Origin of the sequence: Atlantibacter sp. (assembly GCF_032062175.1) — a bacterium.
In the GTDB taxonomy this organism is placed as follows: domain Bacteria; phylum Pseudomonadota; class Gammaproteobacteria; order Enterobacterales; family Enterobacteriaceae; genus Atlantibacter.
In genome coordinates this window covers 128543-151926 of the sequence record NZ_DAMBQK010000010.1, presented here as the reverse complement: position 1 = coordinate 151926, position 23384 = coordinate 128543, and the positions used below count along the sequence as shown (strand labels likewise).

19 protein-coding genes and 1 pseudogene are annotated in these 23384 nt (G+C 54.2%); all 20 read left to right on the top strand.

What is annotated here, in order from left to right; translation table 11 throughout:
- The first annotated feature begins 127 nt into the window (after positions 1–127).
- The 20 genes and pseudogenes from tssK to RT120_RS11590 all read left to right on the top strand — a co-directional run bounded on the left by tssK (position 128) and on the right by RT120_RS11590 (position 23373).
- Complete coding sequence (gene tssK, locus RT120_RS11680; protein WP_312982788.1) at positions 128–1465, top strand: type VI secretion system baseplate subunit TssK; 1338 nt, start codon at positions 128–130, stop codon at positions 1463–1465.
- Positions 1462–2115, top strand: coding sequence for a type VI secretion system protein TssL, short form (tssL, locus tag RT120_RS11675; protein ID WP_312982787.1), 654 nt, complete (start codon positions 1462–1464; stop codon positions 2113–2115). Before tssK ends, tssL begins: the two co-directional genes overlap by 4 nt.
- Positions 2116–2118: 3 nt before the next feature.
- Positions 2119–3813, top strand: a complete 1695-nt coding sequence (locus tag RT120_RS11670) for an OmpA family protein (protein ID WP_312982786.1) — start codon at positions 2119–2121, stop codon at positions 3811–3813.
- 4 nt (positions 3814–3817) lie between these two features.
- Positions 3818–3943: pseudogene (locus RT120_RS11665) on the top strand (hypothetical protein); the annotation flags it as partial.
- A 348-nt stretch (positions 3944–4291) separates the two neighbouring features.
- Positions 4292–4834 (top strand): type IV secretion protein Rhs, encoded by a 543-nt coding sequence (locus RT120_RS11660; RefSeq protein ID WP_312982784.1) that lies wholly within the window; start codon positions 4292–4294, stop codon positions 4832–4834.
- Positions 4828–5289: a putative T6SS immunity periplasmic lipoprotein gene (locus RT120_RS11655; protein ID WP_312982783.1), complete on the top strand. Its 462-nt coding sequence runs from the start codon at positions 4828–4830 to the stop codon at positions 5287–5289. The genes RT120_RS11660 and RT120_RS11655 overlap by 7 nt, the downstream gene beginning before the upstream one ends.
- 187 nt (positions 5290–5476) lie before the next feature.
- Positions 5477–8008, top strand: coding sequence for a type VI secretion system tip protein VgrG (locus RT120_RS11650; protein ID WP_312982782.1), 2532 nt, complete (start codon positions 5477–5479; stop codon positions 8006–8008).
- A complete protein-coding gene (locus tag RT120_RS11645; protein ID WP_312982780.1) occupies positions 8001–9584 on the top strand; it encodes a DUF2235 domain-containing protein in 1584 nt (527 codons plus the stop codon). Before RT120_RS11650 ends, RT120_RS11645 begins: the two co-directional genes overlap by 8 nt.
- Positions 9581–10228: a DUF2931 family protein gene (locus RT120_RS11640; protein WP_312982779.1), complete on the top strand. Its 648-nt coding sequence runs from the start codon at positions 9581–9583 to the stop codon at positions 10226–10228. The genes RT120_RS11645 and RT120_RS11640 overlap by 4 nt, the downstream gene beginning before the upstream one ends.
- Positions 10229–10325: 97 nt before the next feature.
- Complete coding sequence (locus RT120_RS11635) at positions 10326–10469, top strand: hypothetical protein (protein ID WP_312982777.1); 144 nt, start codon at positions 10326–10328, stop codon at positions 10467–10469.
- A 9-nt stretch (positions 10470–10478) separates the two neighbouring features.
- Positions 10479–10802 carry a DUF2931 family protein gene (locus RT120_RS21755; RefSeq protein ID WP_409515045.1) on the top strand — a complete coding sequence of 108 codons (324 nt, stop codon included), beginning with the start codon at positions 10479–10481 and terminating at the stop codon, positions 10800–10802.
- A 248-nt stretch (positions 10803–11050) separates the two neighbouring features.
- Positions 11051–11485: a tetratricopeptide repeat protein gene (locus RT120_RS11630; protein ID WP_312982775.1), complete on the top strand. Its 435-nt coding sequence runs from the start codon at positions 11051–11053 to the stop codon at positions 11483–11485.
- Between the two features lie 186 nt (positions 11486–11671).
- Positions 11672–11938, top strand: a complete 267-nt coding sequence (locus tag RT120_RS11625) for a PAAR domain-containing protein (RefSeq protein WP_312982773.1) — start codon at positions 11672–11674, stop codon at positions 11936–11938.
- A gap of 3 nt (positions 11939–11941) precedes the next feature.
- Positions 11942–13096, top strand: coding sequence for a hypothetical protein (locus RT120_RS11620; RefSeq protein ID WP_312982772.1), 1155 nt, complete (start codon positions 11942–11944; stop codon positions 13094–13096).
- Positions 13083–16484 (top strand): ImcF-related family protein, encoded by a 3402-nt coding sequence (locus tag RT120_RS11615; protein WP_312982770.1) that lies wholly within the window; start codon positions 13083–13085, stop codon positions 16482–16484. Before RT120_RS11620 ends, RT120_RS11615 begins: the two co-directional genes overlap by 14 nt.
- Before the next feature lie 22 nt (positions 16485–16506).
- Positions 16507–18270: a type VI secretion system baseplate subunit TssF gene (gene tssF, locus RT120_RS11610; RefSeq protein ID WP_312982768.1), complete on the top strand. Its 1764-nt coding sequence runs from the start codon at positions 16507–16509 to the stop codon at positions 18268–18270.
- Positions 18225–19328 (top strand): type VI secretion system baseplate subunit TssG, encoded by a 1104-nt coding sequence (gene tssG / locus RT120_RS11605; protein ID WP_312982766.1) that lies wholly within the window; start codon positions 18225–18227, stop codon positions 19326–19328. Before tssF ends, tssG begins: the two co-directional genes overlap by 46 nt.
- Positions 19309–19845, top strand: coding sequence for a type VI secretion system lipoprotein TssJ (gene tssJ / locus RT120_RS11600; RefSeq protein ID WP_312982764.1), 537 nt, complete (start codon positions 19309–19311; stop codon positions 19843–19845). The genes tssG and tssJ overlap by 20 nt, the downstream gene beginning before the upstream one ends.
- A gap of 111 nt (positions 19846–19956) precedes the next feature.
- Positions 19957–21633 carry a methyl-accepting chemotaxis protein II gene (gene tar / locus RT120_RS11595; protein ID WP_312982763.1) on the top strand — a complete coding sequence of 559 codons (1677 nt, stop codon included), beginning with the start codon at positions 19957–19959 and terminating at the stop codon, positions 21631–21633.
- Between the two features lie 135 nt (positions 21634–21768).
- Positions 21769–23373, top strand: a complete 1605-nt coding sequence (locus RT120_RS11590) for a methyl-accepting chemotaxis protein (RefSeq protein WP_312982761.1) — start codon at positions 21769–21771, stop codon at positions 23371–23373.
- Positions 23374–23384 lie beyond the last annotated feature (11 nt).

Here is a 23384-nt window from a genome sequence, read left to right as displayed (position 1 = left end):
ACAACCCGGGCTTTTTCCGCGTCAGACTGTTTGCCGTACCGCATTTCCAGGTGGAGGGCATGGACGTCAGTCTGTCCCTGGTCAGCCAGATGCCGAAAGCGAAAGCGTAAGGCGAGGGGGATCAGGGATGAAAATTTATCGCCCACTTTGGGAGGACGGGGCCGTACTGGCCCCGCAACAGTTTCAGCAGCAGGCCCGCTGGAATGCACACATTGCTGACACGGTGGCCCGGATGGGGATTTCTCATCCCTGGGGTGTGGTGGCTGCTGAGTTTGATGATGCGGCCCTGGCGTTGTCCCGACTGAACGCCACCCGCTTGGTGTTGCGGTTTCAGGATGGCACGATTGTGGATACGGACCTCGCGGACAATTTGCCACCGGTCTGCGACCTGTCTCCTGCGGCCGGAAGTGAGACCGTTGAGGTGGTCGCTTCGCTACCCCTTCTGAGTGCCAGTGGTGGCAATCTGGATAACGGGCAGGACAGCGAACGTCCCCGGCGCTGGAAAGCGGAGCGGGTGGTGGTTCAGGAACTGGCTGGCCATGAAAGCGGTGAGCTGGCTGTTCTGCGCAACGCCATCACGCTGCGCTTATCCAGCCAGGAAAATACGGCTTACCTGACCTGTCCGGTGGCCCGTCTGGTGCGTAATGCCCAGGGGCAGTGGAGCCGTGACCCGTCGTTCGTCCCGCCAATGCTGTCGCTTTCCGCCAGCCCCTTACTGGTCACTGAGCTGGGTGACCTCCTGGTGCGTCTGCAGGTCCGTCGTCGTCGCCTGATGGCCATGCGCCGTGAGAGCAATGAACGTATGGCCGATTTTGCGGTGGCCGACGTGTCTCTGTTCTGGCTGCTCAATGCCCTGAACAGTGCCGAACCGGTTCTGGTGGAGCTGTTACAGACGCCGTCCCGCCATCCCGAACTGCTATACCGGGAGCTGGTCCGCCTTGCCGGCAGTCTGTTGACGTTCTCGCTGGAGCACGATGCCGGTGATATTCCGGTGTATCAGCATGATGCACCTGAACAGGTGTTCCCGCCGTTACTGACCCTGTTGGACAAACTCCTTGAAGCGAGCCTGCCGTCACGAGTGGTGAGTATTCATCTTGATCATCACGATCAGATCTGGAAAGGCCCCCTGCATGACGCCCGCCTGCGCGAAGGGGCTGATTTCTACCTCTCTGTACGCTCATCCATGCCCAATCACGAACTGCAGATCAGGTTCCCGCTGTTGTGCAAGGCCGGCAGTTTTGACGATGTCTCCGATGTGGTGAATGTGGCGCTGAGTGGGATGGTGATTAAACCGCTCACCCATGTGCCAGCGGCTATTCCGTTGCGGCTGGAAAACCAGTACTTCTCGCTGGATCTGTCTACGGAAGCCGCACGGGCGATGCTGGAGGCGGAAAGCTGTACTTTCTACACTCCGGGCTCACTCGGTGATGTGAAACTTGAACTCTTTGCGGTGCTGCGTACATGACCAAATCCGATATCAGCGAGATTGAGCGTATTTTCTATCCCGGCTGGCTGATGGCCAGCCAGCTTCGTGGCGGTCAGGAAGTACGGGAAGGGGAAAAACTATACCGCCGGGCCTGTGGCCTGGTTCAGGATGCACGTACCGCACTGACCAGTGCGGGATACAGCGATATCAGCCGTGACCATATGGTGTACGCCCTGTGTGCCCTGCTTGATGAAAGCGTGCTTAACCGTGGGACGACAGATAACGGGTATCTGGTCTGGCACCGTGACCCGCTACAGGCACATTTCTTTGGAACGCTGAATGCCGGAGAGGAGCTCTGGGAGCGTATCCGTAATTTGCTTAAGGAAACCGCGCCGGACACTGCGGTGCTGACCTGTTTATACCGCACTCTGCAGTTGGGGTTTGTGGGGCGGTATCGTGCCCACGATGACGATCGTCGGGAAGATGTGGTACGCAAGCTTGGTGAGCGGGTGCCGGCATTTTCGCTGGCGCAGGATGCGCCAATTGTGGCCGGAGCGTCCCGGCTGCGGAGCGGTCGTAGCGGGTACTGGTTATCCTGGGTTATCGGCGCGGCGGCACTGGCTGCACTCTGGTTTTTCCTCTCGTCTTCGCTCACCGAACTGGTGAGCCAGATTGTCAGGCCGGGGTGAGTGATGCGTGATGCTTACCGGAGTCTGTTAACGGCGTTGAGCACGGTGCTGGCGTTGTGGCTCATCCTGGGTTTCTGGCCGTTGTCAGTCACAACCCGCGTGGCACTGAGTCTGCTGATTATCCTGGTGTGCGGCATGATGCTGTGGCACCAGCGGCGGGCTGCCCGGTCGCTGGCCGTAGCGGTGAGGGATCTCGGGGATAACAACCTGCCGCCGGAGGATTTTCAGGGGGCTATCATTCTGGCCTGCGGAGATAACACGGCGCTCTTTGCACCCGGAACCTGCCACCGGGAAACCCGGCAGGGCTGGTATCTGTGGGTAAAAGATGCAGAGCAATTACCGCTACTGGCGCAGCACCTGAGTCAGGTCCGTCCTGCCCTGGTGTCGCAGATTTCCGTATTGCTGGCCATCCAGCCCGAAAAACACAGCTCTGCGGATGATATTGCCCAGCAACTGCGGGGCTGGCAGCGCGGTGTGGTGCAGTGTCGTACCGCCACGGGCAGTATTCCGCCCGTCTGGACAGTCACGTGGGTGTCCCCGCCAGCAGCCTGCTACGATGCAGAGCCTGTCTGGTTCACCGCCGCCCGTAATCGCGCCGGCATTCAGGTCCATCAGCCCGGTCAGGGCAATCTGTCACTGGCAGAGTGGACCCGGGACAACGATGCCCGCGAGCGCCTGTCACGCCTGAGTCAGGCATTGTGGCTGGACAGCCTGCTGAGCTGGCAGACGAGCACTGTCAACTCACTGTTGCAGGTTCGCCATGGCGAGTTGCCTGCCCTGAAGCCGTGCGCTCAGGGGATGTGCATGACGCCAGTGAGGGGGCTGACCGACAACCTGTGGCAACAGCATATCGCCAGCCTCACGGCACTCCCCCCGGACATTGCTCCGACCGAAGATCCCTTACCGTTACCGGAGCTGTTGCTGCCCGCCCTGCCACGACGCCGGGGCGTCAGCCGCAGGATGGTGTTCTGGCGTTATGCCGGCCTGATAGCCGGGATTTTTTTGGCACTGGCGATGCTGGCGTCCTGGGTGAATAACCAGCGTCTTATCCGCAATATTGGCGATCACCTTGCCCTCTATCACCACCTGAGCGGTCAGCCTGTTGCCCCCAAACTCCGGGCGCAGCAGCGTTTGCGTGCTGACGGGGCTTTGCTGGATGACTGGCAGCGACGGGGGGCGCCTGTTCGCTACCGGTTAGGGCTGTATCAGGGGCTGCGGCTGATCCCGCCGGTAGAAGCCGCCGTGAATGACTGGGCACCCCCGCCACCGGTTATCAAAAAGATTGTTCAGGGACCGAAAACCGTCCGCCTCGACAGCATGTCGCTGTTCGACTCCGGCAGCGCGGACCTTAAGGCGGGCTCCACCCGCGTGCTGGTGAACGCCCTGGTGGGCATCAAAGCCAGACCGGGCTGGCTGATTGTGGTGGCGGGTCACACTGATAACACCGGCAGCCAGCAGATAAACCAGCCGTTGTCCCTGAAGCGTGCCGAAGCGGTACGCGACTGGATGCGTGACTCCGGCGACGTGCCGGAAAGCTGTTTTGCGGTGCAGGGATACGGCGCAGGCCGCCCTGTCGCCACCAATGACACCCCGGAAGGCCGCGCGCTCAACCGCCGTGTCGAAATCAGTTTGGTGCCGCAGGCGGATGCCTGCCAGCTGCCGGGCAACCCCCCGGCGTCACCACACAACGGAGAGTAATGACATGGCAATTCCTGTTTATCTTTGGCTGAAAGACGACGGCGGTGCGGGCATTAAAGGGTCCGTGGACGTTAAAGACTGTGAAGGCAGCATCCTTGAACAGATTGAGCTGCGCGACGAAAAAATCACCTAAACCTCCAGGGACGGCAACATCATTCATTCCGATTCCTTGAACGAACGCGCCACCGCGTAAATCACAAACTGCCAGCCCGACCTTGTGCGCTTTGGTCCCCTTCACGGGAAACAGCGAGGGGCGGTAGCGTGTCCAGAAACCGATAAAGAGAGGATCTCATGCAAAACCAGCCATTATGCTGCGACGTTGCGCCTGTTCGATGGAAGGCGCGCAGTTCCACGCGCATGCGGGAAACCTGGTTGCTGAAGTTGTTGGAGCAGAGTCAGCAACTGCTAATACAGATGGCTCGAAGCAGAAAACACAATCCCTGACGGTGAGGAAAAGGGATAGAACAGGAGTTCGTTCATGGCTAATAAAACACAGCAAACACTAAAAGATGGAAAACTCAGGCTTCTGACCATCGGTGAAATCCAACTGGCGCAATCTGTTTTTGCATCCACCATTGAATACCCAAAAGTCTGGATTCATAAAGACAGTTATTTGCCTTTTAATCTGCAAAATGAAGATACGGCGATGACGCCGAACGGCGAGCTGTATTTTCGCGATCAGTACCATGAAGATTTTTCGCAGTCGACCGATGATTTTCAACATTTATTTATCCATGAAATGAGCCATGTCTGGCAACGGGCCAGAGGGGTGAATGTGATTGGTCGGGGGCTTATCAGCTGGCTGGTAAGTTATCGTTATACCCTCGATGGCCGTTTGTTAAGTGATTATCCGATGGAGCAGCAGGCACAAATCATTGCGGATAATTTTACGTTGCAGACTCATGGGTATTGGGCATGGACTTTTTTACGAAGATCTAATGACGTCACTCTGGACGGTAGCATTTCTGAGCCTGTAATACGTCAACAATACCGTAATACATTACGAGGTTTCCCATGGTAAGCAGAGTAGCCTGTCATTATTTGCGATCGAGCTTATTGTTTTTTATATGTCTGTTAACACTGACGGGCTGCCCTGGATCCGGTGACAGACTCCGCTTTGATGAAACTACGCAAGTAAGCCGGGTAGGTGAAGATGTTTGTTTTAATATCGTCAATGCACAGGATTATCAGCCAGCCATTATCTCAATCAACCCCAGACACACGCCATCTCGTGAAAAAGAATTCACTGACAATCCAGAGCTGTTAATTGCAAACGGATTGTTATGTATTCCTCCGTCTTTTTATCGTTTCCCGACAAACGGGCAGTTTATCGTTGAGTATGTTTTAATATCAAAGAGATATGAGGATGAACCGCGTAAGTTCGTGGTAACTTTGGAAATTAATAAGGAACGTATTTTTAATGTCCAACCTACCAGCAGAGAAATAACACGCCCATACGGTGAAATAACCGAATAATAAAATACGTTTTTCCCTTCGGATAATTTTGGAATGACGGTGTTACTGATAAAAGCCCTCGTGTTTTCTGTCGGGCCGGGAGCCGTAATCACTCTTTACCGTACTCGCTGAGTACCCGATCATACCTGTTACCAGCCTTTCGGCAATTAGAGCTATGGACAGCAGGTTATCCCATGGAGTTAATACAATGAGTCTGACTGATACGCTGAATACATTAACTGAAGGCGGGCTGAACCGCTACCGTCTGAATATACCGTCCTGCGCCGCATCACTGGATGTGGAGGAGTTCAGCGGCAAAGAGTTCATGAGTGAGCTGTATTATTACACCGTCCTGTTTACCAGCAGCGATCTGAATATTGATGCCGCACAGTTGCTGAGTAAGCCTGCCACACTGACCATGGGAACAGGGCCGCTCATGGGGCTGACCGGGCAGAAAGTGGTGCACGGCGTGGTCACCCATTTTAAGCGTATCAGCGGTTCGCGTGACCAGGCGACTTATCAAGTCATTATTGAGCCGTTTCTGGCGCTGTTAAAAAACCAGTTCCGAACCCACCGCTTCTTTGTCAACAAATCGATACCGGAGGTGGTGACTGAAGTACTCCATGAGCATGGCCTGAAAGGCTGGGAATATGAATTCAACCTGAAGGCCGAATACCCGAAGCGTGAACAGATTAACCAGTATCAGGAAAGTGATCTTGCGTTTATCGAACGCCTGCTGGCCGAAGTGGGAATATTTTATTTCTTCACGCTACAGCCTGACACCCGGACCGAGGTGGTGCACTTTGCGGACAAGCAGAGTGCCTGGACGTTCGGTAAAAAACTGCCGCTGAACAGCCCGTCAGGGACCAATGACAACGCGGTGGAGTCAGTGTGGGGCGTCCGTCTCTGGCACAATGTGGTGGAGCGCACAGTGACGGCCAGTGACTACAACCACCGGGAAGCCCAGAACATCCTGACCACCGCGCCGGCAGACATGACCCGGGGCGATGGCGAGGGCGTGACCTATGGTGAGGTCTACCATTACCGCCCACGCCACCTTGAACGTGGCGATAAAATTAATCCCGCTACCGAAACCGGTAACTTCTGGGCGCGCCTGGAGCATGAGCGCTTCCTGTCCAGTCAGACCACGGTGACCGGCAGCAGTACTGACCACACCCTGGGGCCTGCCCAGGTCCTGACCATCACTGAAACGAACATCCCGCCAACGCTGCCCCGGGAAACCGAAAACGGCCTCGTTATCATCAGCGCCGGTTACACCGCCAGCCGCAAAAATGCCCTGAAGGTGGAGTGGGCGGCCATGCCGTACTTTGAGAACCGCTGCTGGCGTCCTGCCGCTAAAAAGCGCCCTGTGGTCAGCGGGACCCTGATGGCGCGGGTGACCAGCGCCAAAGAGAACGACATCTACGCCTGGCAGGACGCCTCGGGCATGTACCGGGTGAAGTTTGATGCCGACCGTGACGACAAGCGTCAGGGGATGGAAAGTATGCCGGTGCGCTTTGCCAAACCTTACGGTGGCGATAAGTACGGCTTCCACTTTCCGTTAATACAGGGTACTGAAGTTGCCATTGCGTTCCATGAAGGCGACCCGGACCGCCCGTATATCGCGCACGCAATGCACGATTCACGGCATGTTGACCACGTTACGGAAGCCAACAGCACGCGCAATGTCATCCGCACAGCGGGTTTGAATAAGTTGCGGATGGAGGACAAGCGCGGTGAAGAGCACGTTAAGCTGAGTACGGAGTATGGGGGCAAGACGCAGCTTAATTTAGGGCACAACGTGGATGCTGACAGGGCGCTTCGCGGAGAGGGGGCTGAACTGCGTACCGACAAATGGGTGGCTGTACGTGGTGGTGCCGGTGTGTTTATTAGCGCAGACAAACAGCCATCCGCCAGTGACAAAATGCTCTCCATGAAAGAGGCTGTGGCTCAGCTTGAAAATGCGTTTAGCATTGTCAGAAGCCTGTCAAATGCGGCAGAAAGTGCTCAGGTGTATCCGGCGGATATCCAGAGCCAGAAACTACTGACGGATGCACTGACGGAACTGGCACAGCCGGGGATGGTATTGAATGCACCGCAAGGAGTTAGCATCAGCAGCCCGGAAGGTGTACGCGTTTCCTCGGGAAGCGCCAGCGTGGGGATCGTGGCGCAAAAAAATGCAGATATCAGCGCGATGAAGCGCTTCACGGTAGCGGCAGGTGAAGCCATCAGTATGCTGGCCCGTCAGGCAGGTATGAAGCTGTTTGCGGCGAAAGGGAAAGTCGAAATCCAGGCGCAGGATGATGCGTTGGACGCTTTAGCCAGGAAAGACGTTACGATAACGAGCGCCGAAGGCAAAATTGAAATTACAGCAGCAACGGAACTGGTAGTTAACTGTGGTGGTGCCTATATCAAGTTAAGTGACGGGAATATTGAGCTCGGTTGTCCCGGGAATATTTTACTGAAATGTGCCAATGTTCAGAAAATGGGAGCCGCTTCGCTGAACACACCTGCTCCTGAATTTCCAAAAGGCTATGGTGGTGTTTACTCTCTGACAGATGAAGAAGGGAGGATTATCCCTCAGACTGAATATAAAGTGACGACTACTGATGGGCAGGTGTTTCATGGGATTTCAGATGATAATGGCAAAACGTTACCGATTTATACCTCAATGCCAGGAAAATTAAGCATTGAGATCCTTGGAACCGGCAATTCAGCAATAGGGAGTAAATATGAGTGATTACCATGCATGGGAAGCCAGTGAGTGCGAGCATTTTACTGATGTGAATGTCTCAGAAAAAATAGTTGTCTGTAAGCGTAAGCCTGTACCAGGAATTACCATTATCGTTGGTATTTTTTTTGATGGTACAGGGAATAATGCGTTTAATACCCAGAATCGTCTTTTGGAATCCTGTACTCATCTTGATGTAGGAATGAAGCCAGAAGACGCTGAAGCCTGTGCTAAAAAAATAGGGAAAAAACTTGATAATGCAGGGAGCTATATTGGGTATTATTCTAACATCCACTGGCTCAATACACTTTATGTAACCAACGATCAAGTAATTGAGGGACAAAGAGTTTATCAACGCGCAGCCTATGTACAGGGAATCGGTACCGACAAAGGTAATGGCGATAGCACGATAAGTATGGGAACGGGCGGCTGGTTTTACGGTGTCGTTGATAAATCTGATGAAGGCGTCGGTCTTATTGCTGAACAAATTTCTCAATTCCTGGCTCTTAACCAAGGGATAAATTTTGCAATCGAAAAAATTCAGTTCGATGTTTTTGGATTTAGCCGCGGAGCGGCAGCTGCTCGCCACTTTGTTAACCGTGTAAGAAACAACGATAAAGCCATACAGCAGGCCATAACGAAAGGGCTTGGTGGACGAAATCAGCATGGGAAACCTGCAGGTGAAACCCGCTTTCTGGGGTTATTTGATACGGTGTGTGCGGTCGGTACAGTAAGTGATCTATTTGATGTTCATGGTGGTGTGAATCCCGGAGTTGGGCTGGACCTGCCTCCAGATATTGCACAGAAAGTCTTTCAGATCACGGCAATGCATGAGTGCCGATACAACTTCAGCCTGAACAGTATTAAGGAATCCTGGCCGGAGCTGGCTTTGCCGGGAGTTCATTCGGATATCGGCGGTGGCTATAATCCAAAGGAAAAGGAGTATCTTTTCCTGACTCAGCCCCAAAACGAAACTGTCAGTGAAAGTATTCCTTCTGCAGTAACTGATATCTACCGGCGTTCAGCGGCTGAAATACCTGACTTAAAGAGCCTGCCAGCGTTAAGTGCGATAATTCCGAGTGGTGAAGTAAAGACAGAAACCTGGTACGACTATCTGGTTAACGAGGATAAAAAACGCGGTGGCATCACACAAAAGCGTGTTGGGGCGGCAGTCACTCTTGAGAGGATTGTGACTAATGACTGGAGCAAAGTTAGTTTACGGGTGATGCTGGATGCGGCTCAGGAGGCTGGGGGGCTATTTAATGAAATTCTCCCCAAGGATGAGAATTTCTCTTTACCGCCTGAGCTGGAAGCTTTATGTCAAAAAGCAATTGACCAAGGGAAGGCTATGAGAAATGGGGGAGTGCCGACACCTTTTATTTCACCAGAATTACAATTAATTGGCAAATATATTCACTGCTCCGCTCACTGGAACCCTGTGGTTGTAAAAGATGTCTGGCTGGACGGGAATAAAGTGAAAACCATCTACGGGGCAGTGAAATCATCTGATTTGTTTTTTTATATCAATCGCCCAAATCCGGGTTGGCTTCGAGCTGTCTGGAATATGCAGGGAGGTAAATCATGAAATCAATCGCCAAACTAATTTCGCTTTTATTACTTGCGGGTTCTGTTAGTGCCTGTGCCAGTGAACAACCTAACAGTCTTAAAACCCCCTGGGACAAATGGTACTTTGCCTTTATTACCCCAAAATCTTTGGCAGCACAGGTTACCCTATTGAAGTTGTTGGATGTTGATGGTTATGCATCGACGTATCGGACTATCGATCAGCCACAAGGGATCAGTGTAGGTAAATGGAGTGAACGTAACTCTGCGGGGAATACACAATTTAATAAAGCCAACAGGCTGCCACAGATAATGATATTCTGCTGGGATTCAATTATTGACAAAAAAATATATCAGTCAACTTTATTTTTTACGCATGATACATGGGCTAAAATGATTAGCCCTTACCCTGATGTCGTAGAACCTGGGAAAGATGCATTCCGGCAGACGATGCTGATAGGGTTGGCCCCGGAAGGGAAAGTACGAATCTGGCTAAGACAATATGGCCATTCAGATATTCCATTAAATGATACAAGAATAACAACCGTTTCAGGTAAAGACCTTGACATGTGCAAAGGTGAAACGAACTTTCCTAATGGATATGAATATAGCGAGGGTATAAAGAAATTTATAAATGGGAAAAAATACCCTTATGGGTCATGGTGAAACATCATCTTTAAAAGACGTTAGTGCGCTAAATATCCGCGAATCATTTAAACCTCGGTTGGGGGCGCGTTGTCTGAAATATGCAGGGAGGGAAATCATGAAAACAATTACCGGAATAACTTCGGTCTTATTACTTGCGGGTTTTGCTAACGCCTGTGCCAGTGAACAACCTAACAGTCTTAAAACCCCCTGGGATAAATGGTACTTTGCCTTTACTACCCCCAACGCTTTACCGGCATAGGTTACACTATTGAATCTGTTAGATGCTGATGGTTATGCATCGACATATCGGACTATCGATCAGCCACAAGGGATCAGTGTAGGTAAATGGAGTGAACGGAATTCAGCGGGGAACGCCCAATTTAATAAAGCCAACAGGTTACCACAGATAATGATATTTTGTTGGGACTCAATCATTGATAAAAAGATCTATCAGTCCACTTTATTGTTTACTCAAGATACATGGAAGAAGATGACAACCCCTTATCCTGATGTCTTAAAACCTGCAAAAAATGCATACCGGCAGACTGTGCTGATAGGATTAGCACCGGAAGGAAAAGTACGGTCTGGTTGAGATAATATGGCCATTCAGATATTCCATTAAATGATACAAGAATAACAACTGCTTAAGGAAAGAATTAAATATGTGCAAAGGTGAGACTAACTATTCCTAATAGCTAGGAACATAGTGAGGGGATGAAAGAGTTTATAAAGAATAAAAAATATCCTTATGGTAAATGGTGATTGCTACAAAAGGCATATTCTAATAATGAGAGTTATTCACAGCTAATGATTCATTGTTTTTTTAAGAGAGGTGCTTTTATGAAGCCATTTTACGGATTAGTATTGTTTTTTATCTTCACCCTATGTTTTGCTGAAAGTTTCACCATAAACCCAACATCAACAAGTAAAGCAGACGATGCAAACTCAATTGCCAATATGTACCGTATGGGCATGGGTGTTCCGAAGGATATGAAAAAATCCTTTGAACTCTATCAGGTCACTGCTGAACTCGGAAACACGGATGCTCAGGTCGATTTAGGTGATATGTATTACTCTGGCAAAGAAACTTCTCAGAGTTACGAAAAGGCCAATTATTGGTATGAGAAGGCTGCGAAAAACAACAGCGCTAAAGCTCAGATGTATTTAGGTTACGTATACCTTAATGGTAAGGGCGTCGCTGTGGATTATGATAAAGCCAAAAAATTTTTGAGCTTGCAGTTAAATAAGGCGAGCCATCAGCCATGTATCATTTAGGTACGATGTATTTAGAGGGTAAAGCGATAGCTGTAAATAAAAGTAAGACCATTCCACTATTCCAAAAAATCTGCTCCGAAGGTGATTCGAATGCGTGTGATAAGTTAAAAGAAATTAATATAGAGAAATAATGTTTTTACCTGCATAAAGAAATGAATATGCGGAAATCAAAAAATGGAGATTCGTATGTCTAAAGGCTTTGTATTGCTTGGTGATAAAACCACGCATGGCGGCCAGGTTATTTCTGCCTCTTCAACAATGGTTGTAAATGGCAAAAAGGTGGCCCTCGTTGGCGATAATGTCAGATGCCCAATAGTTGACCATGGCATTAATACTATTATTGAAGGATCGCCCGAGTGGACCTCTGATGGTAAAGCAGTGGTTGTGGATGGCTGTCATTGTGAATGCGGTTGTCAGGTGATCTCCAGTGCGCCGGATTGCGTAATAGGATAAGTAATGAGCTGGGAGCGTCAGAAATCAACAATATCGATGAAGCCTGAAGAACCTTCGTTCATCCTGTGGATGATGCTGGGTGTTTTCGCGCTGGTCGGCTGCGTTCTGTTGTTTGTCCTACATGCCAATAAACTCGCAGGGCCATTTCAAACATTTAATCTTTGGGCTGTCACCGCAGGCCCGGCAGTAATGTGGTTTTTCTTTCTGTGTTTGCGAGGTTGGCTCTATAACCATGCATTTGACAGACACGAATTTGAAGCAAATGAGGCAGATTACGCGCAACAACAGTGGATGGAATGGTCTGGACGCAATATCACAGTGTTACACAGCGGTGTAATGCTGCCTGCAAATCTGACACCTCAAAATTTTTTAACAGCCCCGCCAACGCTGGAGCAAAACACATCTCTAACACAACGAATTTCTCTGCATGGCCATGAGACCCACTTTTCTGTTTTGCTGTCAGGATTAAGTCCAGTTCTGGCAAAGTTGCCTTCAGGTTTAATTCCTGCCGTCACGCTGATGACAGATTCTCACGATGACCTTCTGGTATTGCAGGATGCATTTGCACATGCCTGGCAGGTAGCCATTCTGGATCGTTCTGTTCCACAGTTGACCATTCTTACATCAAAGACCTTCCTCTCACTTGATGAGCGAATTAAATCACCGACGCTGGATGTAGATTTAATCCTGATTCACCAGACACAGGGACGGGACGCGTACAGTGATGCGCTGGCTGTCCTGCTGTTGACCTCAGATGATGTTGCAACAAAATATAAGCTCTCTTTTAACGCCCGTTTTTTGCGTCCAATGGCACTTGATATGGCGATTTCAGAAAAATCACTGGATATGTTTTTCTCGACACAAACTCAGGCCTGTGCAACTGCCAGTATTGTTGGCGACAAAGTGGAATGGGGTAATGCATTTTCTAATTTGCTCGCTGTGACACAAGATTATGGCGTTCTTTGGAAGCCTGAACAGCTCCAGTGGCTGGAAAAATATGCCGGGCTTAGCGGCCCCTTTTCTCCATGGATAATGGCTGCAGTAGCCAGCGATATCGTGAATATACAAAAAGCAGACTGTCTGATGCTTTCTACAGATGGCGAGCAGAAATTTATCAATACAGTGCAAACAGGGAACATAAATAATGGCAACAGGTAATTCGTCATGGCGTGGAGGGTGGGGCAGGATGGGGTTCTCCGCCCTTATTGCAGGGGGGATTACCTGGTTAATATGGCACTTTGGCGACCAGATTGGGCTGCACACTACGCTCACGAAAAGCCAGGTGCTTGCCGGTGCGTTATTGCTGTTACTAATGCTTCGTCATGGTAAAACAATTAGCCTTGTCACCAGGCAGGGCTGGCATCGTTTTCAGGCTAAGCGAAAGAATGTTCTTCCTGCTGATGAAGGTCGCGTCAAGCAGACCGCACCACGCAGCGTTACCGTCGACACCATCCGTGAAGCCATGCGCAATCTCTACGGCCGTCGCTGGAGCCGTAAAACGCGCATTCTTTTGATAACCGGCACTGCCTCCGAGGTGGAGCAACTGACCCCTGGCCTCACCGACCAGCTCTGGCAGGAGGATCGCGGCACGCTGCTGCTTTGGGGCGGCGATCTCAACTCACCAGCAGAAAGCGCCTGGCTCACCGCGCTGCGTAAACTGCGCCGCCGTCCGGTGGATGGCCTGGTATGGGTCACCTCGGCCTTTGACCAGTTGTCTGTACCCGGTCTGGAGCCGCCGCTACCGGTTCCTTCCGAAAGCACCATGGATTCCCTGTCTCATGCCATCAGCAGCCGGATGGATGCGCTGGGCTGGAAACTCCCGCTGTACGTCTGGTCCCTGCATCCGCGCGCCGGTAAGCCGGAAGGGCGTATCGTGCAGGCGACAGGCTGTCTTTTGCCTGCGGGCTGCCGCACCGGGGGGCTGGCTCAACAGCTCGCTGCCCTGACGCCAATGCTCACCTCGCAGGGCCTGCAGCAGACCTGTGGTGATGTAAAACAGAATTTCTTACTGGCGCTGGCCGACCAGCTCATCCGTGAACCGGAGAGCGTGACCGCGCCGCTGTCGGTGATGCTCAATCCGTACCGCCCGCTGCCGCTGGCCGGTGTGGTGTTCAGTCAGCCCTCTGCCGGTGCTGAGCGCGCGGTACAGCATCACTGGGGCATGGACACGCGCTGGGATGTGCTGCCTGACTCTTTCCGAACGCTTCCGGCTGGACTGCGTCCACGCAGGCCGGGTATGGCGTGGCGCAAAGTGATGGCGTTTGTTGTCGCGCTTTCTATGGTGGCATGGGCCGCCTGGATGGGACTCTCCTGGGTAACCAACCGCAACCAGATTAACGGCGCGAATGCGCAGGCCGCGCTGGCCGCCCGGCAGAGCCTGCCGCCGGAACAGCGTCTTTACGCCCTGTCTGAACTTCAAAAAACCCTTGCCCGCCTACAGTACCGCTCAGAGCACGGCGTGCCGTGGTACGAGCAGGCCGGGCTGAGCCAGAATGACGCACTGCTTGCCGCACTCTGGCCACGTTATCAGGACAGCGCCCAGCCTCTGCTGCGTGATGCCGCTGCTGACCATCTGCGCGCGCAGCTGAATGCCTTTAATGCGCTGCCACCAGGCAGTCCGCTGCGTGAGCAGCGGGCAAAAAGCACTTATAACCAGCTCAGGCTTTACCTGATGCTGGCCCGCCCGGAACATATGGACGCCGCCTGGTTCAGCACGGCCCTGTTGCGTGAGTGGCCGGCGCGTGACGGCGTGAAAGACGGTGTCTGGCAGGGTATGGCCCCGTCACTGCTGTCATTCTATGGCGCGCAACTGGCAGCGCATCCACAGTGGCGTCTGCCAGCGGATGAGAGCATGGTCAGCCAGGCGCGCTCCCTGCTGGTTCGCCTGATGGGGGTGCGCAACAGTGAATCAACCCTGTACCAGAAGATGCTCTCTCAGGTCGCACACCTGTATGTCGATATGCGCCTGGAAGACATGACGGGTGATACCGATGGGTCCCGCCTGTTCAGCACCCCCGAAATCGTGCCGGGGATGTTTACCCGCCAGGCATGGGAGCAGGCGGTGCAGCCAGCCATTGAGAAAGTGGTAAAGGCACGCCGTGACGAGCTCGACTGGGTACTCACTGACAGCAAAGCGCTGGCGAAAAACCCGGATGAAACCTCGCCGGAAGCGCTGAAAAAGCGCCTGACGGAGCGCTACTTTGCGGACTTTGGTGGTGCGTGGCTGGAGTTTCTCAACAGCCTGCGCTGGAACCGGGCCGCCACGTTGTCAGATTCCATTGACCAGTTGACCCTGATGGCTGACGTACGCCAGTCGCCTCTGGTGGCGCTGATGAACACCCTGAACGTGCAGGGGCGCACCGGACAGACAGGCGAAGCGATTTCAGATTCACTGGTGAAATCAGCGAAAAATCTGCTGGGCAGTGACGACAAGGATGCAATTGACCAGAGTGCCGGAGTACAGGGTCCGCTGGACGCGACCTTTGGCCCGGTGCTGGCGCTGATGGACAAGAGCCGCACCGGAACCGGGGCTCAGAGCCTGCAGTCTTATCTGACCCGGGTGACGCAGGTGCGATTGCGTCTCCAGCAGGTGACCAATGCCGCAGATCCGCAGGCCATGACCCAGACCATTGCCCAGACGGTATTTCAGGGCAAGGCGGTCGATCTGACCGAAACCCGCGATTATGGCAGCCTGATTGCCGCCGGCCTCGGCCAGGAGTGGAGCGGTTTTGGTCAGACGGTATTCGTGAACCCTATGGAGCAGGCCTGGCAGCAGGTACTGACCCCGGCGGCAGAGAGCCTTAATACTCAGTGGCAGCAGGCTGTGGTCAGCGAGTGGAACAGCGCGTTTGGTGGTCGCTATCCGTTCAGCGACAGCAGCAGCGATGTTTCCCTGCCATTGCTCGCCAGATACCTTAACGCCGATTCCGGGCGTATCGCGCAGTTTCTCCAGACCCGTCTCAAAGGGGTGTTACACCGGGAAGGCAGCCACTGGGTACCGGACAGCATTAACGCGCAGGGGCTGGCTTTTAACCCGGCCTTTCTCAATGCCATCAACACCCTGAGTCATATCTCGGATGTGGCCTTCACCGAAGGTAATGCCGGTATGAATTTTGAGTTGCGTCCGGGCACCGCCGCTGGCGTGATGCAGACTGACATGATTATTGACAATCAGAAACTGATCTACGTAAACCAGTTGCCGACGTGGAAGCGCTTTACGTGGCCTGCGGATACCGAGGCGCCTGGCGCTAACCTGAGCTGGATAAGCACGCAGGCGGGTACCCGCCAGTATGCGGATATCCCCGGTGCCTGGGGCTGGATACGCCTGCTTGATAAAGCGGCAGTCAGTGCTTATCCGGGGGTCAGCAGCAGTTACAGCCTGAGCTGGGAAGCGCAGGACGGACGTATCCTAAATTACACCCTGCGAACCGAAGCCGGAGAAGGGCCGCTGGTACTGCTGAAACTGCGCAATTTCCGTCTGCCGGAGACGCTTTTCAGCACGACCGGTGTGGCACCGTCAGATCCGGTTGCTGATGTGATGAACTAATTTCTCCAGGAATTCTATTTTTATGGACGATTTAACCCTGCGTTATTATGACGCAGAATTGCGCTACCTGCGTGAAGCCGCGAAAGAGTTTGCCCAGACCCACCCGGACCGGGCTGCGATGCTGGACCTGGATAAGACGGGTATACCCGACCCGTATGTTGAACGCCTGTTTGAAGGTTTTGCTTTCTCGATGGGGCGGCTGCGTGAAAAAATTGATGATGACCTGCCGGAACTCACCGAAGGGTTGGTCAGTATGCTCTGGCCGCATTATCTGCGTACGATTCCGTCGCTCTCCGTGGTGGCGTTTACGCCCGCGCTTCAGGCCGTAAAAATGGCGGAAGTGATACCCGCTGGTCTTGAAGTTTACTCCCGCCCGGTAGGGCCGAAGAATACAGTCTGCCGCTATCGCACTACCCGGGATGTCATGCTCAATCCTCTCAGTGTCTCGGGCGTCACCATGACCACCGAACCAGATGGCCGCTCGTTGTTGCGAGTCCGTTTTGCCTGCAGCACGCAGGCAGACTGGTCTCATGCTGACCTGAGCCACCTGAACCTGTATCTCGGGGCTGAACCCCTGGTCAGCAGTCAACTGCACCTGATGCTGACGAAACGGCAGGCAGCGCTGTACATGCATTTACCCGGCCAGGCCGACCGTATCCGGCTCGACGGATTTTTCTCCCCGGGTGGGTTCGGTGAAGAGGAGGGGCTGTGGCCAAAAGGCGACACGGCGTTCAGCGGTTATCAACTGCTGCTGGAATACTTCACCTTCCGGGACAAGTTTTTGTTTGTTCACCTGAATGGCCTTGACGGTATCACGCCCCCGCCAGGTGCTGCGTATTTCGACATTGAAGTGGTTTTCAACGCCCTGTGGCCGTCAGACCTGCCGGTGACCGATGACGCAGTACGCCTCCACTGCGTGCCGGTGGTTAACCTGTTCACGCTGGAAGCAGATCCGCTCACCATCACCGGTCTTGAAAGCGAATATTTACTGCGACCGAAAAGGCTACAGGACGGACACACCGAGATTTATTCCGTGGATTCGGTCACTGGCTCAAACCGGACCCGTGATGCGGAGTACGTGCCGTTCAGTAGCTTCCGTCATAAAGGCGGAATGATGCGCCGTAATGCCCCACCACGTTACTACCACACCCGCGTAAAACGCAGCGTGACCGGGCTGTATGACACCTGGCTTATTCTGGGCGGTCACCAGTGGGAAGATGACCGGTTATTTGAACGTGAAGCCGTCTCGCTGCAAATCACCGGCACCAACGGCCAGTTACCGCGCCGCGCGCTTCAGAGCACGCTGCTTGACCGTTGTGAGCAGGTGGTACAAACACAGTTAACGGTAAGAAATCTCTGTAAGCCGACGCTGCCGGTCTACCCCCCTGCCGAAGACCGTTTTCACTGGCGGGTGCTCAGCCATCTCGGCTCCGGCTTCCTCAATATGATGAGTACCGCCGAAGTACTGCGCGGAACGCTGGCACTCTATAACTGGCAGGAAGATGAACTCAATACCCGCCGCCTGGAGGCCATTCAGCATGTCGCGCATCACCGCCTTCAGCGTTTTGAGCAGGGGTATCTGCTGCGGGGGCTGGATATCGAAGTCACCCTCGACAGTAACGGCTTCACAGGGGAGGGGGATATTCACCTGTTTGGCGAAATGCTTAACCGGTTCTTTGGTCTCTATGCCGATATGAACCAGTTTAACCAGCTCACGCTCATTGTTCAGCCAGAAGGAAAATGTATCCGGTGGAAAGAGAATTACAGTCCGCGCCTGCCAGGCTGATGGAGGCGCTGGGCGACCGGCTGCCGTATATCAACTTTTACCGCTTCTGCCAGCTACTGGAGCAGAGCCAGCCGGATAAGCCAGTGATCGGCAGCACCTGGCAGATGCGTCATGAACCGGTGCGCTTTCGGCCCCATCCGGGGATGGGGTTTCCCGCTTCGGAAATGAAAGCGCTTGAGCCGCCGGAATATCCCCACTTGTCGCCCACGGTGCGCATCACTTTTATGGGGCTTTACGGCGTCGAGTCGCCGCTGCCCACGCCCTATATCGATGACATCAGCCAGCGGCGGGAAGGGTATGAGGCGACCGCTGAATTTCTCGATATCTTCAACCATCGGTTGATTGCCCAGTACTACCGCATCTGGCGCAAATATTCGTATCCGGCAAGCTTCGAAGCGGGTGGCAAGGACAAGGTATCGCAGTATCTGCTGGGGCTGGCGCGGCTGGGGATTGACGGCTGTACGGACAGTATCGCCGCACCTGCCTCACGCTTTCTGGCGCTGTTGCCGGTAATGATACTTCCGGGACGAACCGCAGAAGGGATGGCCTCGCTGGTGCGTTTGCTGGCGCCGGGGACGCAGGCGAAAATCTGGCACCACGATAAGCGACGCGTTCCGCTGAAAAAACCGCTGACAATAAGCGTGCGCCACCCTGTCACCCTGACCAGGCGACCGGTGATGGGGAGCTATGGCACCGATGTGAACAGTCAGGTACTGATGAGGCTGACTACTACAAACACGGAAGAAGTGCAGGGCTGGTTGCCCGGAGGAGAGCTTCACACGGATTTAATGGCTCTGCTGAATGTCTATCTCGGGTCACGTCTCGACGTGCGGCTGCAGTTGCGCGTGGACCGCAGTCTGCTTCCGGATGCCACGATGCACAGCCAGCCCCGTGTGGGGGCGGTACAACTGGGGCGCACCGCCGTGATGCGTCCGCTGAACCCGTCAAATACCCTGACACACCCGAAAATCATCACCATTAATCTGGGCCGCTATGCGCGCGTTCAGGAACAAATTCACCGCAGGGAGACCGATGAAGATGGCGATTATCGCTGGTAAATTTCACCTGGCTACACTGGTCGCAGGCATCACCCTGATGCTTGCAGGCTGTGGGCTGACCCAGAGCATTACAGACGGCACCGTTGCTGTGACCAAATCGATTTTTTATAAGCAGATAAAGACCGTACATCTGGATATCCGGGCCCGTGAGGCCGTTAACAACAATGCCAGCGGTGCTGCGTTGTCTACGGTTGTGCGGGTCTATCAGCTCAAAGACAGGAAGACCTTTGATACCACGGACTACCCGTCACTGTTCAGGGCGGACAGTCAGGCCATCAAAGCGGACCTGGTGGCAGAGAAAGACATTCGCCTGCAGCCGGGCGGGGCGGTAACGATCGATATGCCGATGGAGGCGAAGACGCAGTATGTGGCGGTAGCGGGGATGTTTATGTCGCCGGACCAGGAAAATAACACCTGGCGGGTGGTACTGAGCCGGGACGATCTCGATCCGGATAAGGCGAGGGTCATTGAGGCCGGAAACAATCAACTGACGCTGGAGGCCCTGAAGGATGAGTGATACGCCATCCGAGCTGTGGCATCAGGCGTGCCAATTGAAATTGTGCAATAAAGTTCCCCGCTAAGGTGCCGATAACAGCGACAGTAGACCTGCTGAGAAGGCGTTATCTGTATGCTGAACCGTATTCGTGTCGTCACCCTGTTAATGGTTGTTTTGGTGGTATTTGCTCTGCTGCAACTGATTTCCGGCGGCCTGTTCTTCACCTCGGTGAAAGAGAACCAAGAGACGTTTGGCATCTCGCATGAACTGCGGATCCAGCAGGGGGAGTTAAACGAGGCGTGGGAAATGATGCTGCAAACCCGCATCAACCTGAGCCGCTCATCGGCGCGCATGTTGATGACGCCGACCATCCAACAAAGCAGCGCTAAAACAGATTTACTCAACAGCGCCAAAGCCTCGCTGAAAAGCGCCCAGGAGCATTTCGCCGCCTTCCAGCAAAGCCATGTCGCTTTACCCGCCATGACTAACGCCATCAGCGATGTGGAAAAAGCCTACAACGATTACAACGGTGCGCTGACCGAACTGGTGCAGTTTCTTGAAACCGGCAATATGGACGCCTATTTCGCCCAGGCCACCCAGGGAAAACAAAACGCGCTCGATAAAGCAATCAAAACGTACGAAGCGCTGAATATCGAACTTTACCAGGCCGCGTATGAGAGTAGCAAAGCGGATTACCGTCTGGCGCTGTGGCAACTGGGCGCGCTGGGCATTGCCCTGCTGGTGGTGATTGTGCTGGTGTGGTTCGGGATCCGTACCGCCTTGCTGAACCCGCTGAGCCAGGTGATTAGCCATATCCGTAAAATCGCCAGCGGCGATCTGACGCCGAAGCTGAACATCACCGGGCGTAACGAAATCACCGCGCTGGCCTCCAGCGTCCAGCATATGCAGCAGGAGCTGATCGACACCGTGACCAGCGTGCGCGAAGGCTCTGACGCTATCTATACCGGCACCAGCGAAATCGCCGCCGGGAACAACGACCTCTCTTCACGCACTGAACAGCAGGCGGCCTCGCTGGAAGAAACCGCCGCCAGCATGGAGCAGTTAACCGCCACGGTGAAACAGAACGCCGAAAACGCTCGCCAGGCCTCGCTGCTGGCGCAGAGCGCCTCGGAAACCGCCGGGCGCGGCGGCAAAGTGGTGGACGGCGTGGTCAATACCATGCACGACATTGCCGCCAGTTCGAAGAAAATCGCCGACATCACCAGCGTGATCGACGGCATCGCTTTCCAGACCAACATTCTGGCGCTGAACGCCGCTGTAGAAGCAGCGCGGGCGGGCGAGCAGGGGCGTGGATTCGCGGTGGTTGCCGGGGAAGTGCGTAACCTCGCCAGCCGCAGTGCCCAGGCGGCAAAAGAAATTAAAGCGCTGATTGACGATTCCGTGGCGCGCGTGGATACCGGCTCGGTGCTGGTGGAAAGCGCGGGCGACACCATGCAGGACATCGTCAACGCCGTGACCCGCGTTACCGACATCATGGGTGAAATCGCCTCGGCGTCGGATGAACAGAGCCGCGGCATCGACCAGGTGGCGCTGGCGGTCTCCGAAATGGACCGCGTCACCCAGCAGAACGCCTCGCTGGTGGAGCAATCCGCCGCCGCCGCCGTGGCGCTGGAAGAACAGGCCAGTCTGCTGACCCAGGCCGTTTCCGCTTTTCGTATACACACACAACCAACAACACACCAGAACTCGCACCCTGCCCGCGACGAAATCCCCGGGGGCGGCGCACCGGCGTTGACCTCCCGTAAGGCGCTCGCTGGCGGCCAGGACGACAACTGGGAAACATTTTAATAACCACCCTGAGTAATTTGAGCGGTTGTATGGGCGACAGGGAGAAGGGACCAGGAACGGGGGAGCATACCCAACAATGCGGCAACTTGAAGTATGACGGGATTGAATCGGCAATGTTGCCATGTGGGAGAGTGAATGTTTAACCGTATCCGTATCTCGACCAGTTTGATGTTATTGATGATCCTCTGCGGCGTATTGCAGATCAGCAGTAACGGCCTGTCATTCTGGGCGTTCCGTGATGACAACCAGAACCTGAAAATGGTTGAAGCCAGTAATTACCAGCGCGACACCCTGACCCAAACCCGCGCCGAACTGCTGGAAGCAGGCACCTCGCTGAACCGTGCGGGCACCCTGACGGCGCTGAGCTATCCGCCGGAGGATATCAAAGCGCTGATGACCACGGCGCGTACCAGCCTCAGGCAGGCGGATGCGCTGTTTGAGCAGTTTATGGCGATTGAGTCGCTGACGGCGGACGGCGAGGCGATGAAAGCCTCAACTGCGCAGAGTTTTAAAACCTGGCGCGATGACATTGAGCATCAGGCGACGTGGCTGGAAAGCAACCAGATTTCTGATTTCCTGACCGCTCCGGTACAGCAGTCGCAAAAGGCGTTTGATGCCAGTTATGACGCATGGCAGCAGCATATCAGCCTGTTCGTTAAGCAGGCGAGCGACGACAGCCAGCTAAACCTGCGGATCTCCGGGCTGATTTTTGCCGTCGGCACGCTTTCAGCCCTGGTCCTGCTGCTGGGCTCGCTGTGGTGGGTACGCGCGCTGGTAGTGACCCCGCTGGCGATCGTGCGCAGCCACTTTGACAGCATCGCCGAAGGTAATCTGGCGCGCACCATTGAGGTCTATGGCCGTAATGAGATTTCATTGATCTTCGAAACGCTGAAATCAATGCAAACGCGTCTGCGCGACACGCTGGGGCAAGTGCGCCAGGGTAGCCATGAAATGCATACCGGCATTGGCGAAATTGCCGCCGGGAATAACGACCTGTCGGCGCGTACCGAGCAGCAGGCGGCGTCGCTGGCCGAAACGGCCGCCAGTATGGAGCAACTGACCGCCACTGTCGGCCAGAACGCCGACAACGCCCGCCAGGCCTCGCAGCTGGCGCGCGATGCGGCGCAAACCGCGAAAAAAGGCGGCGAGCAGGCGGGCAACGTCGCCAGCACCATGCGTGGCATTGAAGTCAGTTCGCAGAAAATCAGCGACATCACCAGCGTGATCGACGGTATCGCGTTCCAGACCAATATTCTGGCGCTGAACGCGGCAGTAGAAGCAGCACGCGCAGGCGAACAGGGCCGCGGATTCGCGGTGGTTGCCGGGGAAGTCCGCAACCTGGCCAGCCGCAGCGCCCAGGCGGCGAAAGAAATAAAAGTGTTGATCGACGAATCGGTATCCCGGGTGCAGCAGGGCTCGCAGCTGGTGGATACCGCCGCCAATACCATGTCGGAAATCGTTCGTTCGGTTACCCAGGTCAACGACATCATGGGGGAGATCGCCTCGGCATCCGATGAGCAGCGCCGCGGCATTGAGCAGGTTGCACAGGCGGTAAGCCAAATGGATCAGGTGACGCAGCAAAACGCCGCGTTAGTCGAAGAAGCCGCTGCCGCGACCGATTCGCTGTCCGGTCAGGCCGAGCGTCTCACCACGCTGGTATCGGCATTTAATCTTGAAAGTATTGTCCAGGAAGACAATGAAGTGGCAGTCACCCCGCAACGGGTGCCGGTTTTAACCTGAATCCATGTAAA

Coding starts and splice junctions, on each gene's coding strand:
- tssG (WP_312982766.1), top strand. CDS start 18,225: ATGTATCCGGTGGAAAGAGAATTACAGTCCGCGCCTGCCAGGCTGATG.
- RT120_RS11650 (WP_312982782.1), top strand. CDS start 5,477: ATGAGTCTGACTGATACGCTGAATACATTAACTGAAGGCGGGCTGAAC.
- RT120_RS11640 (WP_312982779.1), top strand. CDS start 9,581: ATGAAATCAATCGCCAAACTAATTTCGCTTTTATTACTTGCGGGTTCT.
- tssK (WP_312982788.1), top strand. CDS start 128: ATGAAAATTTATCGCCCACTTTGGGAGGACGGGGCCGTACTGGCCCCG.
- tssL (WP_312982787.1), top strand. CDS start 1,462: ATGACCAAATCCGATATCAGCGAGATTGAGCGTATTTTCTATCCCGGC.
- RT120_RS11615 (WP_312982770.1), top strand. CDS start 13,083: ATGGCAACAGGTAATTCGTCATGGCGTGGAGGGTGGGGCAGGATGGGG.
- RT120_RS11670 (WP_312982786.1), top strand. CDS start 2,119: ATGCGTGATGCTTACCGGAGTCTGTTAACGGCGTTGAGCACGGTGCTG.
- RT120_RS11590 (WP_312982761.1), top strand. CDS start 21,769: ATGTTTAACCGTATCCGTATCTCGACCAGTTTGATGTTATTGATGATC.
- tssJ (WP_312982764.1), top strand. CDS start 19,309: ATGGCGATTATCGCTGGTAAATTTCACCTGGCTACACTGGTCGCAGGC.
- tssF (WP_312982768.1), top strand. CDS start 16,507: ATGGACGATTTAACCCTGCGTTATTATGACGCAGAATTGCGCTACCTG.
- RT120_RS11625 (WP_312982773.1), top strand. CDS start 11,672: ATGTCTAAAGGCTTTGTATTGCTTGGTGATAAAACCACGCATGGCGGC.
- RT120_RS11655 (WP_312982783.1), top strand. CDS start 4,828: ATGGTAAGCAGAGTAGCCTGTCATTATTTGCGATCGAGCTTATTGTTT.
- RT120_RS11635 (WP_312982777.1), top strand. CDS start 10,326: ATGAAAACAATTACCGGAATAACTTCGGTCTTATTACTTGCGGGTTTT.
- RT120_RS11620 (WP_312982772.1), top strand. CDS start 11,942: ATGAGCTGGGAGCGTCAGAAATCAACAATATCGATGAAGCCTGAAGAA.
- tar (WP_312982763.1), top strand. CDS start 19,957: ATGCTGAACCGTATTCGTGTCGTCACCCTGTTAATGGTTGTTTTGGTG.
- RT120_RS11645 (WP_312982780.1), top strand. CDS start 8,001: ATGAGTGATTACCATGCATGGGAAGCCAGTGAGTGCGAGCATTTTACT.
- RT120_RS11660 (WP_312982784.1), top strand. CDS start 4,292: ATGGCTAATAAAACACAGCAAACACTAAAAGATGGAAAACTCAGGCTT.
- RT120_RS11630 (WP_312982775.1), top strand. CDS start 11,051: ATGAAGCCATTTTACGGATTAGTATTGTTTTTTATCTTCACCCTATGT.